At 49.7% G+C, this 12757-nt stretch carries 15 protein-coding genes; 3 read left to right on the plus strand and 12 right to left on the minus strand.

All coding sequences use genetic code 11. The features are described from left to right. Positions 1–32: 32 nt before the first annotated feature. From C0977_RS01765 to C0977_RS01810, 11 genes are all read right to left on the minus strand, one after another. Positions 33–2276, minus strand: a complete 2244-nt coding sequence (locus tag C0977_RS01765; protein ID WP_101912210.1) for a phage/plasmid primase, P4 family — start codon at positions 2274–2276, stop codon at positions 33–35. Positions 2277–2281: 5 nt separating this feature from the next. Next, the gene (locus C0977_RS01770) at positions 2282–2677 is read right to left on the minus strand and encodes a DUF4406 domain-containing protein (protein ID WP_101912211.1); all 396 of its coding nucleotides are present in this window, start codon (positions 2675–2677) and stop codon (positions 2282–2284) included. Further along, positions 2655–2879 carry a hypothetical protein gene (locus C0977_RS01775; RefSeq protein WP_101912212.1) on the minus strand — a complete coding sequence of 75 codons (225 nt, stop codon included), beginning with the start codon at positions 2877–2879 and terminating at the stop codon, positions 2655–2657. The genes C0977_RS01770 and C0977_RS01775 overlap by 23 nt, the downstream gene beginning before the upstream one ends. Positions 2880–2882: 3 nt before the next feature. Then, positions 2883–3545 carry a Rha family transcriptional regulator gene (locus C0977_RS01780; protein WP_200814191.1) on the minus strand — a complete coding sequence of 221 codons (663 nt, stop codon included), beginning with the start codon at positions 3543–3545 and terminating at the stop codon, positions 2883–2885. 87 nt (positions 3546–3632) lie between these two features. Next, entirely contained in the window at positions 3633–5621 is a 1989-nt protein-coding gene (locus C0977_RS01785) for a DNA polymerase (RefSeq protein WP_101912214.1), read from the minus strand. A 55-nt stretch (positions 5622–5676) separates the two neighbouring features. Beyond that, the gene (locus C0977_RS01790; RefSeq protein WP_200814192.1) at positions 5677–5871 is read right to left on the minus strand and encodes a hypothetical protein; all 195 of its coding nucleotides are present in this window, start codon (positions 5869–5871) and stop codon (positions 5677–5679) included. Between the two features lie 9 nt (positions 5872–5880). Further along, a complete protein-coding gene (locus C0977_RS01795; protein ID WP_101912215.1) occupies positions 5881–6447 on the minus strand; it encodes a DUF2815 family protein in 567 nt (188 codons plus the stop codon). 13 nt (positions 6448–6460) lie between these two features. Then, complete coding sequence (locus C0977_RS01800; RefSeq protein WP_101912216.1) at positions 6461–7588, minus strand: DUF2800 domain-containing protein; 1128 nt, start codon at positions 7586–7588, stop codon at positions 6461–6463. Next, complete coding sequence (locus tag C0977_RS01805; RefSeq protein ID WP_101912217.1) at positions 7578–7889, minus strand: rRNA biogenesis protein rrp5; 312 nt, start codon at positions 7887–7889, stop codon at positions 7578–7580. Before C0977_RS01805 ends, C0977_RS01800 begins: the two co-directional genes overlap by 11 nt. Further along, a complete protein-coding gene (locus tag C0977_RS10935) occupies positions 7876–8046 on the minus strand; it encodes a hypothetical protein (protein WP_169013056.1) in 171 nt (56 codons plus the stop codon). The genes C0977_RS01805 and C0977_RS10935 overlap by 14 nt, the downstream gene beginning before the upstream one ends. A gap of 128 nt (positions 8047–8174) precedes the next feature. Next, entirely contained in the window at positions 8175–8675 is a 501-nt protein-coding gene (locus C0977_RS01810) for a hypothetical protein (RefSeq protein WP_101912218.1), read from the minus strand. A gap of 342 nt (positions 8676–9017) precedes the next feature. On the opposite strand from C0977_RS01810, the gene C0977_RS01815 reads away from it, so the two are divergent. From C0977_RS01815 to C0977_RS01820, 3 genes are read left to right on the plus strand one after another with little or no spacing between them, the layout of a single operon-like run. Continuing rightward, complete coding sequence (locus C0977_RS01815; RefSeq protein ID WP_101912219.1) at positions 9018–10166, plus strand: ABC-three component system protein; 1149 nt, start codon at positions 9018–9020, stop codon at positions 10164–10166. A 34-nt stretch (positions 10167–10200) separates the two neighbouring features. Then, positions 10201–10365: an ABC-three component system middle component 7 gene (locus tag C0977_RS11330; RefSeq protein WP_374111287.1), complete on the plus strand. Its 165-nt coding sequence runs from the start codon at positions 10201–10203 to the stop codon at positions 10363–10365. Continuing rightward, positions 10359–11993, plus strand: coding sequence for a DUF2326 domain-containing protein (locus tag C0977_RS01820; protein ID WP_101912220.1), 1635 nt, complete (start codon positions 10359–10361; stop codon positions 11991–11993). Before C0977_RS11330 ends, C0977_RS01820 begins: the two co-directional genes overlap by 7 nt. A 160-nt stretch (positions 11994–12153) precedes the next feature. Here the strand turns inward: C0977_RS01820 and C0977_RS01825 are convergent, their stop codons facing one another. Continuing rightward, complete coding sequence (locus C0977_RS01825) at positions 12154–12741, minus strand: ComF family protein (RefSeq protein WP_101912221.1); 588 nt, start codon at positions 12739–12741, stop codon at positions 12154–12156. Positions 12742–12757 lie beyond the last annotated feature (16 nt).

Below are 12757 nucleotides of genomic sequence, written 5' to 3' on the forward strand. Positions count from 1 at the left end.
AGACCTGCACCGACCTGCACCCTTCCCTTCTCTCACAGGAAATCTGTGACTTTCAGTTTCAATCCATAAATAAAATACCCGGCTTTCCGCTTGCGCCTGTCGAAACCTGCTTTCTCCAGGGCCCCATAAAAATCCGTCGTGCTACGGGTATACTCATTCATCTGCTGGCAATACAAGCGGTAGGCCGTATAAAGCGCCCCGGACTTTTCCTGGCATGATGGATCCACATCGCAGCAGTCTTCCAGAAAATGACGGAGCCAGTCATTCTGCCCGCGGTATTCCTGGATAGCATCCCGCACACATTTCGGCATGGTCAGATGGTACTCGCTGGCAATGACCTTCTCCGCCCCTTCGATGATCCAGCGCAGGATAGCGGGGCCAGCCGTTTCCACCAGATAATCCGCATAGTTCTTGATTTCGCCATGTCCTTCAAACTGTGCCTTGAAGGGAATGACGATAAGCCGGCGCCATGTTCCTTCATCACTGGCTCCGACGCGCGGCAGATGGTTGGTATACAGGACCAGCGTATGGGTCGGTACAAAGGTAAACGGCGTCTTGTATTTCTTTTCGCCGCCGACTTCATCTGTTGAGCAGAGCTGCTTCAGGACAGAAGTGGAAAGCCGGACGCCTTCTTCCATCTCGGCCGCGATAACCATGCGCTTGCCCTTGAGTTCCGCCATTTCCGGCTTGATGTTACGCTTGCAGTTCGCCGTCAGGGCATCCGCCGAAATGCCGCCGCAATAGCTCCCCAGCACCCGGGCGATGGAGTTCCAGTAGGTAGATTTCCCGTTCCGTCCATCGCCATAGGCAATGACCAGGGCTTCCACATACACCTTGCCAATAGCCATGAGTCCGCAGATTTCCTGGGCGTAATCAATCAGCTCCTGGTCGCCCGTGAAGAACTCGCCCAGGGCCTGCTGCCAGACCGCTTCCCCTTCCTCTCCGGGATTGACAGCGGTGCATTTGGTAATATAATCTTCCGGACGATGATTCCGCCTGCCCGCCATCCCCTGCCGCAGGTCATACGTAAACGAAGGCGTGTTGAGCAGGAATTCATCCGCATCCAGGGCCTGGATGGGAATGAGCAGCATCGGCTTCAGGGCCTGCAGGGCCGAAATGATATAGCGCATGTCCCGCCGCTTCATGACAAAGGCATAATATGCCAAAGCCGCCTGGTAGGACTGGAAGGCTTTCTGCTGACTGCCTTCGATGACTTTCTCCAGCATCCGGCCGCCCTTATCGATGAGTTCTGCCGCAACGCCCATTTCCTGCAGCGCTTTTCTGCCAGCTTCCATCTGGTCCCTGGCATCTGCCAGCTGCAGTTCCAGGAATTCTTCCACCGCGCCGATGGCTTCCTGATGGGATTCAGCCCAATAGATACCGTTGTACCGCAAGAAATCGGTACTTTCCGTATACCGCAGCTCATCACCATATTCCCGCTTCAGCACTTTGGCCTGACCGATATCCGAGTAGTCTTCCGGCTTCAGGCTGCCCTGACGGGCAAAATCGTTATTGTACTGTTCCGGACTGACGTACCCTTCCTGTCTGGCAATGCGTTCACCAAAACGCACAGCGTTCTGCCAGATTTTATTGAGTTCTGCATCAGAAAGCGGCGGGTCGCATTTTTCGGTTTCCTCAAGGAAAATGGAGTATGCCCGCTCGGTTGCCCCATACCGTTTGATGACCCGGCCGGCAAAGCGGCTCATGGTATTATTGCGCTGTCCCTGGGGAATGCTGTGTGTCCCGGCTTCCCGAGCCTTCAGCACCTGATCGATCGTCATTTTCCCATCCTGCCATAGCACCTTCTCAGCCGGGCAGCCGTAGATGAAACGGGCTGCATCCAGAGCCGCTTCGTCGAAAAAAGGATATGCGTGATAAACAGCCCGCTTCAGCTCCGTATAGCACGGTTCATCTGTAATCTCGGGAATCTCAAAATAGACATGGAAGCGCGGCCTGGCACACTTCCCATCTTTGGGCTTCATGTGATTCCGTGACGGGACAATGGCCACCGGGACATCCGGCATCATGACCAGGAATTTCTCCATAGTCATCCATTCAGCAGGATTTTCCGTATGCGAATTATCGCAGTCCATGACCAGGACGTCGGATGAGAGAAAATTCTCCCGTTTCCGGTAATCATTTTTGAATGCCACACAGACATGGTCAAACGCAGCCGCTGCTTCAAGGTCTTCGGCACAGCTGATTTTCCGCTGTTCCGGATAACGGCAATTGGCCTCTGCCCCCGTAAGAGCAGCCGTATAAAGGGTAAATTCCATGATTCTTAAACCTCCTTGATATACCGGACAGGCTTTCTTTTGCGCCGGGCGTACTCGATTTCTTTCTGCATCCCGTCCGAGATGATATCGCCGAACACCCAAAGTTCCGCACACTTGGACAAAAGGGCGATATCCATGAAAAGGGCCAGGTCCCGCTCCGTCTTTTCATCCAGGAACTGGGGCAGATACAAATGCGGGGCCAGCGGAATACCTCCCTGATCTGTCACATAGCGACAGTATTTCCTCGCCCTGGCTGTATTGGCATCCACATCCCCGGCATAAGGCGAACACACGTATACCAGTGGCCGGAACGGGAACCTTGCCGGTTCCGCATTCCGGATGGCCTGATAAGCCGTCGGGTCCGGGTAGTGTTCCGCATTACGCTTCGGATCCATCTCCATCGCGCACCTCCAGCAGTTCCCGGGAGCAGTCTTCGCACAGGACGGCTGTATCGAACAGGTCGCCATTCCCGTCGCCCAGGACTTCCTCCAAATCCACCATCACTTCCCTGCCGCAAACCGGGCAGCGGCAAAATACATTCTCATCGCTGATTTCAATCGTGACTTCCATGGCATCGTTAATCGGTTCCTTTACGTAAAACATGCCTCATCCCTCCAGTTCCGTCTTGTAATAGGTCATGAGCATCTGTTTGCGCTGCTGGAAATCCGGGCAGGAATACAGCAGGCCGTAATCCAGGTGCTGCAGCCGGTCCAGAGCATGGATTTGCTGCGCAGTCAGATAAGGCCGGATGCTCTGCCCTTTTTCGATGCCGTTGGCCAGCCGGAACTGCTTGGCAGACATGCCGAGAACGATGCGGTTCAGCATGTCACATTCGTTGCTGAAGTGGTACGGCTTCGGGCTTTCATGCAGGCGGCAGATCATGTCCGTCAGCATCGGGAATTCCTGCCGTGCAGACAGGAGCGACCGGACACATTGTTCCATCTCGTTGAAACGCTGGATGTAGCGTTCCTTGAAGTGCATCGCCTTCGGGCCTGTGTAGCCCATGACCAGCATCGTGAAGCCATCACGGGTCAGCAGGTAACGCGGCAGTTTTCTGCCTGTGGCATCACAATATGTACTGGACTCAAAGTTGGATGCAATGAATGTTTCACTCAATCCAGATTTGGATTGAGTGATTTTTGCGATATCACGCAGTACATGGAAATGCTGTTTATCAAAAACATCAGCGACAAACAGGCTGTCAACCCTTGGCACACCTCCCTGATCAGCAAACACGCCAAGCTCATCTTCCGGAATTAAAAATTTCATAGCGGATTCCACCTTTCGTTAAAATTTCCGAGGAACTCGTCCTCTATCAGTAACAGGACAGAATCCGCTGCTTTAAGTACCTCCGTTTCAATCTTTCTGATAAAATTCACATTCGTATCCGTCTGCCCGGAGCAACAATCCTTCAGCCCACGGCGGTGTCCGGCCCATCTGCTCGCAGATGGCATCGACGCTGGCATCACGGCTGCATTCGATGATCAGTTCATCATGGACATGGCCGACGATGGCACAGCACCGCAACGTCTGCATGGCATAGCAGAGGATGTCCCGGCTGATGCCCTGGACGATGTTTTCCACAAACTTCGGGCCGTAGCTTTCCAGCCGTTCCCACTTCTTCGTTGCGCCGATGCCCTCATAGGTGACAGATTCCCCGCCGAAGCGGTTCTCGCCTATCTGGGGCTTCACATAGGAAAGCCGCCGTCCGCTTGGGAGCTGGATGAACAGCATGCCGCTCTGGCAGAGGAAGCGGATGCAGCCAGCCCGCATGGGGATATGTTCCTTGATGGCTGTTTTCGCGGCGGCATCCACTTGCCACCAGAAATCAACGATATGTGGATTAGCCGACCGCCAGGACTGGACCAAAGGATACAGCTCGTTTTCCGTAAGTCCCATATCCAGTGCGCCCATGGCCTTCAGCGCACCGACAGAACCGCCATAGCCGCAGGCCAATTCTGCGATTTTGCCTTTCTGCCTCAAGTGGCCATTTATCCCATGCTTCATCACGGGTACGCCAAACATCTGACTGGCTGTCGTGCAATAGATGTCCTGGCCGGCCGCAAAGGTTTCTGATTTCCATGTTTCTCCGGCAAGCCACGAAATGACCCGTGCCTCGATGGCGGAGAAATCTGATACCACGAACTTCATGCCTTGCCGAGGTATAAAGGCGGTGCGGATCAGTTGGGAAAGGACCTCAGGGATGGAATCGTACAAGAGTTCCAGTGCTTCGTAATTTCCCTGGCGTACCAGTTCCCGGGCTTCCGATAGGTCCGGCAGATGATTTTGGGGCAGATTCTGCAACTGGATGTGCCGGCCGGCAAACCGTCCGGTCCGGTTGGCTCCATAAAACTGGAACATGCCCCTAGCCCGACCATCCTCACAAGCCGTCATCTCCATGGCCTGGTATTTCCGGACCGAAGATTTGGCCAGTTTCTGTCGAAGCAACAGTACACTGCGAAGCGGTTCTTCTGCCGTCTTCAGCAGTTCCTGTACCTGCTTTTTGCCCAAGGACTCCGTCTTCATCCCATGCTGTTCTAGCCAGCCGATCATCTGGATGACAGAGTTTGGATTCTCCAGGCCCGTCTTTTCCTTCAGTACAGCCATCAGGCTGTCCCGGCTGCGGGCATCTATGGCAATGGCATTTTCAGCCAGTGTCCGGTCAATGGCGATGCCCCGGTCATTGATTTCCTGGTCGAGATGATATTCATCCCATACCGGTTCCGGGACAGGATACTTCTTCAGCCGCTCCTGGATAGCCATTTCCACTTCCACATCCCGTTTGTTGTAGGACTTGAACAGTGTCCATTTATCTGGTGCATGCCGAGAAAGGTTCCTCGTCCTGCCGCCATTCGACTTGGTTTCCTTGCAGGGAACACAGAAATAGCGGATCAGCTCTTTGCCTTCCTTCATCTTTTGGCTGTCCAGTTTCAGCACGGCCCCTGCGCCTTCCAGGGAAAGGGGCAGGCCCATATAGGCCGACCAAATCATGGAGCATTTCCATCCTGCCGGATTGAGGAACCTGGCACAGTCCTGGGAAAGCGGATGATGGTCATGGAACGGGTCCAGGCTCATCCCCAGGTCACGCAGATACCGCGACAGGCAGACCCGTTCGAAGCTGGCATTGAACGCCCACTTGGTGACGGATTCATCGGTCAGGGCATCTAGGATATCATCCGGGATGTGTTCTCCCCGCGCCAGGTCAACGACCTGCACCTCGCCGCCATCTATGGCATATCCGAAGAGGAGAATTTCAAAGGCCGGCGATTCAGCATATTTGTACACGCCGCATTTAACCAGGCTGACATCGCTGAATGTTTCAATATCGATACTGATGGTTTTCATACTCTTCACCTCGAAAAAACGGCGAGGCACAAGGCCCCGCCGCTGCTATTCACTACTACTTGTTCCGGAAGGATTCCATCTGCTTGCGATGATATTCTTCTTCCCGTTCTTCCCGGTGCCGGGCCATTTCTTCATCCCGCTGGTCTTTTTTGATATCCGTATAAATCATGGCCACGAAGAACCCGCCGGCGCACAGTGCAACCAGGCAGTACAGGCCGTCCAGAATCAGTCTCATCATAGTTTCCATCATCGCGCCTCCTTATGCCAGGAAATCATCATCGTCAGCTGTAGCAAAATCATCTTCTGCACGGGGCTTGCCGCCGAGGGGTTCGCCATCACGGATTTTCTGCAGATTGTTCAGTCCGCAGGCAATGCCTTTATTGCCGTTGCTGTTGAAGGCATAGAAGTTGATGGACGCACGGCCATAGACGCCGGAGTAGACTTCAGAGCGTTCTAGGATATGCTGGCAGTCGGCATCGACGATGCCCGGCTTGGTAGCCGAGTTGGCATTGACGAAGAAGCTGTCTTTATAAGCGTCATCGCCCGGGCGTTCCAGGTCGCCGTCACGGAGCGGTGTCTTGATGGCTTCGAGAGCCGGTACGACGCGGCCATTGCCCTTGAGCTTGCTTTCGCCTTCTTCATAGGCAGCCTTGATGGCAGCGCGGATTTTTTCTACGGTCTTCGTATCCGACTTAGGGATGATCAGGCTGACGCTGTACTTCGGCGTACCGCCATTGATGGACTTCGGTTCCCAGACGTTGGCATAAGACCATCTGGTATTGACTCCGGTAATCACTTTGCACGGATTGACATAATTCTTGGACATAACAAGTTCCTCCTTATTTTTCATCATTGAAATCATCTGCCGCGGTGTGCATGGCCGGACGCTTATCCGATTCCGGCACCAGGACCGGCTTGCCCTGCGGCTTTTCCACTAAATCTGACAGCAGTTCTTCGAACCGCTTCTTGCCGAGCTGTTTCGTCATCGCCGTGATGCCGAGCAGCTTCTTTTCATAGGGATTGAAGCCCGCGTCTTCCACTTTGGCGGCGACTGCTTCTTCACTTACGTAGCGGCGGTTCGACCGTCCTTCGACCAGTTTCCATCCGTCCCACTGCTTGCCGGACAGGGCCTGCTGCAAAGCGTATTCTTTGACATCTCCGGCCCAGTTCACCAGTTCATCGGCCTTAGAAAGGACGGCTTCGATTTCTTCATCCTGAAGCGTGGACGGGACGGCAAAATCATACTGAGCCAGTTCCAGGTTATATTCAGCCCTCTTGCGACATGTCGCCTTGATCTTGCAGAAACGGCAATGGTCGCCAGCCTTGTACTCCCCTTCGCCTTTGTCCGCCAGTTCTGCCGCGGGCTTCAGCACCGTTTCGGCCCAGTGGAGCAGTGCTTCCTTGCTCATGGTGCAGGTACTGACGTTGTCCCGGCGGGGCTGGAAGATGGTCATGGACACCTGGCGGATATCATAGATGCCATCGAACAAGTTCAGTGCGCCGAGGGCATAGCACATCATTTGCGGATTCTTCTCGGCATCCACCAGGACTCCCAGGCCGTTCTTGTAATCGATGACCGTCAGGGTATCGTCGGCCACGATGAGGCAGTCGCCTGTTCCGAACCCGCCAGGAACCCACTTGGAAAAGTCCAGCTGCTGTTCAATCATAATCAGCGGGTCCTTGCAGGATGCTTTGGCCGCTGCCAGACATTCCATAACGAACTGCGCATATTCATCAGTGCATTCCGCCATCTCCTCATCAAAGTACGTCAGGGATTTCGTCGGGTCTTCCATCTTCTGCCCCAGAGCTGTCTTCACCTTGAATTCGCAGAGCGTATGGGCATCTGTTCCCTGGCGGGCGAATTCACTGGAGGTATCCGGCAAATTGGCACATTCCTGGGCGGACGGCGGGCAGGCCAACCATCGGTAGCAGGAAGATGCGGACAGCACCGCGTGTTTACCCGGCATGACCGATCACCTCTAGCTCCTTCAGGAACGCTTCATACTGTGCCGCATCAATGCCGGACAGCTTGTCCGCCCCATACTTCTGGATGAGGCTGCGGACTTCTGCTGTGAATCCCTTGCGAGCCTTGTCGGCAGCAACTTTACGGACATCTTCCAGGGTCAGCGGCTCTTCAGCCTTCTCAGATTTTGCTTCTGAAGCTGGCGGATTATCTTCTTTCACCGCCATGGCTTCGGAAATCTTCAGCAGCGCCTTTCCGCAATCGGTCAGGGCTGCTGCCAGTTTCTGCAATTCATCGTTTGTCATACGGATTGACTCCTTTCACATGTCTTTGCATCGATAAGAGATGGATGTTCCTGGCGATACTGCGGGTCGTGGTGCTGATGGCCATCAGCACTGCCGCCAGTTCCCGGTTCATCTTTTGCTGCTGAGCCAGTTTCTCAGGTGTCTGTGTGTGAATCATCTGTCTGCCTCCTTCCTGAAGAGCTTCTTCGTTCGCCCTTCACCAGTAATAGGACAACCGCGTTATCGTTAAGTACCGATTTCAAAAAAAATCCGGCCACTTTTTTTTGCAGACGGATTTTCCCCCATTTAACGGAAGTCTTCGAGGTGTTCCTTTAGGAGTGCATAGAGCTTATGTTTGCGCTTGTTCACCGCTTTCTGGCTCAAGCCGACGGCCTTCCCGGTCGCCGCTTCGCTGGAACCATCGGCAAGCATCATCAAGATAGTCCGATCGATGTCCTGCAGGGCTGCCAGTTCATGGCGCAGCGCTGCCAGCAACTCTTCCTTCACGACTTCTTCCTCTAAGTTGAAGTCATCAGGCACCTCCAGCTCGTAGTCATCCCGCACCTTGTCCGCCGATACCTCATCGGCACCATGCCGCTGCTGTCGTTTATCTTCCCGCCAGAGCGGACGCATGAATTCATAGTACTGTTCTTTGGTTGCTGGAATCAGGATAGTACGTACCTTCCGGCAACCGATTTTTGACCAGCGGACTTCACAATCCTTGTACTCCTCGGTGATGACGGTTTCTGGAGTGAGCTCCAGAGGAATGTAATACTGCTTCTGTTTGTTTGTCTGTAGATTGGCCATGCGCGATCTCCTTCGCATAATGCGAAGCGAGAATCCACGCAGGCAGCCTGTCGAAATTGACCATAAGATGCATCCTCGCTTCTATGGCCAACCATCCCAGTAGGCTGACGTGATTAACTTTCCAGACCGTCTCTCGGCTCTGGGCACACCCGCGTCCGGGAGTGAACATCGAGACAGTTTCTCTTTTGTTTCCCTAATATTAGCAATCTTCAATATATTTTCAGGGAGCAAAAGAAATGGTAAAATGAAGTTAACTTACATCCCTACTATACAAAATGCCCCTCCCTCAAATTAGATGTTTTAGGAAACCGTAGGAAAAATAGGAAAACAAGGAGCCCTACCATGTTGTTCAAAGAGGTCATACACGCTATTCGTCCTCATCTCATGAAAGATGCAGAAGTTCCTAGTTTCATGCGTAATCTTATCCAGATGCTCTGCGACATCCCTGAAGATGAATGGTATACAAAAAGAGACCCTTCCTCAGAAGAAAGCTATAAGGATGGATCTCTCAGAAAATTCTATACAAGTAAGCCAACCAAAAAATTGGCAGGAAAAATGTTATCTCGTCTGACACGAGATAATTTCATCGAATCAATACATGATCCAAATCGATCAGATATTGTGCTGGATGGTTTAGCAAAGGACATAACACCATTTGCTGAAGACGTAACCAAAGATAATGTTGGTGAAAAGTTATTCGATCTGTTAAAGCGTGGGCTCGAAGAACTTATTGATCCGGCGTTGGAAAATACGCGACGTGAGCAAGAAGCACACTATAAGTCAAATCAGCTGAAAGGACAATATGGCAGTGGTCTGTTAGATGATTGCAACAGCACCTGCTCTATGCCAGGCTGTTCGCACCATCTCCAAAAATTTGCTGATGACGGAAGAAGCACCCCCGATTATGAGGTTCTTATCATCAATGAAAAGAAAGCACCTTCTTTCTCAAATATCTGTGCCGTTTGTCATGATTGCTTTGAACAGTATATTTTGAAGCATACAGCACACGAACGCAAGGAACTCGAAACAGCAAAAGAACTGCAGATTGAGTCCAGAAAAGCAAGAAGTACAATATCTGATGTAAACATTGATAAAGGCATAAGACGAGTTGTTGAAAGTCTGGTTTATTTAAAGCCAAGTACTTTAACTTCGTTAAATTACGAGCCGACGTTTATTGCAAATAAGATTGATGAAGATGAAAATCTTCTTCTAGCAGAAACCGTAAAAAATTATGTCACAAAATACTTTTTCTATATTAATCAAATCATGCAGAACCTATCACGCCAGAAACAATATTCAGACGAGTTGGTTCGTATCGAAATAAAAACAATTTGTCAGCGCTTGGAAGATAAAGGGCTTTCACAAATTGCAATATATGAAAGTATATCTAAGCAAATTCACCGCATAACAAAACAAAATCTGATTTATTGTAATATTGTTGTCTGTTATTTCATTCAATCCTGCGAGGTATTTCATGATATTACCAAATAAACTTTTTTCATATAATGACAGCATCTTATCCAAGATGCCTTGCATCCTATATAACCTGAATACTCCTAAGACTCCAGTCGAACTTCTGCATCTATGCAGAGCCATCAAGGGGCCTGTAGAACTCGTTGATGTTCTGGATTGTCTATACGCCCTCAAAAAAATTACATTAAATGAAAAGGGAGAAATAGAAAAATGTTGATAGAAATATCTTGCTCCAAATTTAAAACTCCAAAGCACCCAGAGGAAACAATAAACTTTCACCCAGGGTTAAATGTCATACTAGGAAGTAAAAATGGAGCGAATTCTATTGGAAAATCCACCATGCTTATGATAATTGATTTCGCATTTGGTGGTTCGTCTTATGTAAAAAGCGATGCTGTGATTGAATTGGGAAACCATGAAATATTTTTCACCTTTCGTTTTTCAAATCAAGATTACAGATTTTCGCGAGATACAACAAATCCTGACGTGATTCGTGAACATCCGTCAAAAGATATCTTCAAAGAGATACGCCTGACTGAATACACTCAATGGCTTTGTCATCAATACAAAATGGATTTTCCCGGAGTTTCATTTAGGAATACAATCAGCCGCTTTTTCCGTATCTATAAGAAAAGCAAAATCGATGAAATGCAGCCATTGAAAATCAGAGAGTCAGAGAACAGTACGGCTGCAATCAATGTCTTGCTCTGTCTTTTCAACCACCATAATGAGATTTCATATTTCCAGAACCAGTTAAAATCCGCTAAAGACAAGTACTCCGCCTTTCGTACAGCACAGAAATACAACTTTATCGCCTCTGCTATTACACGACAAAAAGAGTATGAGAAGGCACAATCAAAGTTAGCCGAATTACGTCAAGAAAAAGAAGACCTAGCCTTCTCCAATAATTCCTCTGTTGATAGAGAAGAAGTGAAAAAGGCCAATCAAATAAACGAATTAAAACGATATCTTCGTGATGCCAGAAAAAAGCTTGAGCAGAAGAAAAATGATATTCATCTCGTCGATTTAAATCTTCAACTTGGGGTTCAACCAACGGAAGCAGATTTGAATAATCTCTTGACCTTCTTCCCCAATGCCAATATTGAAAAACTAGCTAAAATTGAAAAATTCCACCACAAGATACAATCTATACTCAAAGATGAATTGCTTGAAACAAAGAGAAGAATGGAACAAGAGCTACTACCTCTCCAAAACCAAGTGGATAAAATCCAAAATTATATCGAACGACTAAAACCATCGATGGCATTTAGTGACGAATTTCTTACCGCTTATACTAAGCTCGATCATGAGATAACTACTTTAGAAAATGAATGCGATAATTTTATCAATCTGCAAAATTTAACTGAAATTGAAAAGCAAGCAAAGAAAGCACTTGAAGAGCGAACCACATTGCTTCTGCATCAGATGGAAAAAAGTATTAATGATGAAATGGAGAAAATCAGCGACTTCATATCTCATAGTGAAGACAATGCGCCCATTCTCAGGTTGCTAAAAAGCAACAGCTATACCTTTGAGACACCGAGAGATTCAGGAACTGGCACCAATTATAAAGGAATGCTGATTTACGATTTAAGTATTTTAAAATTGACACCACTGCCAGCTCTTGCCCACGATTCATTATTATTTCCGAATATTTCCGATGAAAACTTACGGCAACTATTACAACTGTATTCAACCATCAGAGGAAAACAAATCTTCATAGCATTTGACCGACAAGACAATTTAGGGCCAGATATTTCTTCTCTGCTCAATAACCATGCAGTTATAAAATTGGGGCCAAACGATGAAACCCTGTTTGGTATTCAATGGGGAAAGAAAATCTAAAAAATACGGCAGTAACGATAAAAAGCTATCGTTACTGCCGTATTCTTATTGCCGTTTTTTCTTCTCCTTTGCTATAAGTCCGCTCTCCTGATTTTAGGCACAAAAAAAGCCGGCCATCTGCCGACGTTTGCCTAGGCCTCGCTATATATGGACTTTTTCGCTATGCACACCGTTTCCAATATTGTATCAATCCCAAGCATCTTTGCTCGACAAGGAGAATCGTTCGGCCATCTACCGAAACCGTCTCTTTTACGGCAAAGGCTTTTTTGCTGTTTGCTTCCCTCTCCGCTCTTGTAAGCCGCCATTGCGCCTGTGTCTCACGCAGGCGTAACAGCCCGTCGCACCACGGCCAACGCGTTTCCGCCCAAGCGCGGAAGATAACCGTACTTTGATTAAAGGTGCGGTTCAATTCCTTCTCGGCCGCCAAGGGAACCGGCATAACAACGTCAACATCCTGCAGTCTTTCAGCCCAGGGAACCCGTTGTAAAACCGTATGACACGCCGCTTCATACCGAAAAGCGCGGTCATACTTAAGGGCCTGCAAAATCCGGCGCATGGCACCGCGATACTGCATCAGGCAATAACAACCGTCAAGCTGCCTTTGCCGCCGGCTGCCGTCAATCAGCCTCGGCTGCCAGAGGCGGTTAAAACAGTTCGGGCACCAATCGCCGTGCCGGCTGACGGTACAGCCGCAACCGGGACACCGGGGCGGAAAAAGGATATTCAAAAACTGGTTTTTCAAATCCATGATACGACTCCCGTCT

Origin of the sequence: Megasphaera vaginalis (ex Bordigoni et al. 2020) (assembly GCF_900240295.1) — a bacterium.
GTDB lineage: Bacteria > Bacillota > Negativicutes > Veillonellales > Megasphaeraceae > Megasphaera > Megasphaera vaginalis.

Excerpts from the sequence above, each read along its gene's own strand:
- C0977_RS01765 (WP_101912210.1), bottom strand. The coding sequence starts at position 2,276 with ATGGAATTTACCCTTTATACGGCTGCTCTTACGGGGGCAGAGGCCAAT.
- C0977_RS01770 (WP_101912211.1), bottom strand. The coding sequence starts at position 2,677 with ATGGAGATGGATCCGAAGCGTAATGCGGAACACTACCCGGACCCGACG.
- C0977_RS01775 (WP_101912212.1), bottom strand. The coding sequence starts at position 2,879 with ATGTTTTACGTAAAGGAACCGATTAACGATGCCATGGAAGTCACGATT.
- C0977_RS01780 (WP_200814191.1), bottom strand. The coding sequence starts at position 3,545 with ATGAAATTTTTAATTCCGGAAGATGAGCTTGGCGTGTTTGCTGATCAG.
- C0977_RS01785 (WP_101912214.1), bottom strand. The coding sequence starts at position 5,621 with ATGAAAACCATCAGTATCGATATTGAAACATTCAGCGATGTCAGCCTG.
- C0977_RS01790 (WP_200814192.1), bottom strand. The coding sequence starts at position 5,871 with ATGATGGAAACTATGATGAGACTGATTCTGGACGGCCTGTACTGCCTG.
- C0977_RS01795 (WP_101912215.1), bottom strand. The coding sequence starts at position 6,447 with ATGTCCAAGAATTATGTCAATCCGTGCAAAGTGATTACCGGAGTCAAT.
- C0977_RS01800 (WP_101912216.1), bottom strand. The coding sequence starts at position 7,588 with ATGCCGGGTAAACACGCGGTGCTGTCCGCATCTTCCTGCTACCGATGG.
- C0977_RS01805 (WP_101912217.1), bottom strand. The coding sequence starts at position 7,889 with ATGACAAACGATGAATTGCAGAAACTGGCAGCAGCCCTGACCGATTGC.
- C0977_RS10935 (WP_169013056.1), bottom strand. The coding sequence starts at position 8,046 with ATGATTCACACACAGACACCTGAGAAACTGGCTCAGCAGCAAAAGATG.
- C0977_RS01810 (WP_101912218.1), bottom strand. The coding sequence starts at position 8,675 with ATGGCCAATCTACAGACAAACAAACAGAAGCAGTATTACATTCCTCTG.
- C0977_RS01815 (WP_101912219.1), top strand. The coding sequence starts at position 9,018 with ATGTTGTTCAAAGAGGTCATACACGCTATTCGTCCTCATCTCATGAAA.
- C0977_RS11330 (WP_374111287.1), top strand. The coding sequence starts at position 10,201 with ATGCCTTGCATCCTATATAACCTGAATACTCCTAAGACTCCAGTCGAA.
- C0977_RS01820 (WP_101912220.1), top strand. The coding sequence starts at position 10,359 with ATGTTGATAGAAATATCTTGCTCCAAATTTAAAACTCCAAAGCACCCA.
- C0977_RS01825 (WP_101912221.1), bottom strand. The coding sequence starts at position 12,741 with ATGGATTTGAAAAACCAGTTTTTGAATATCCTTTTTCCGCCCCGGTGT.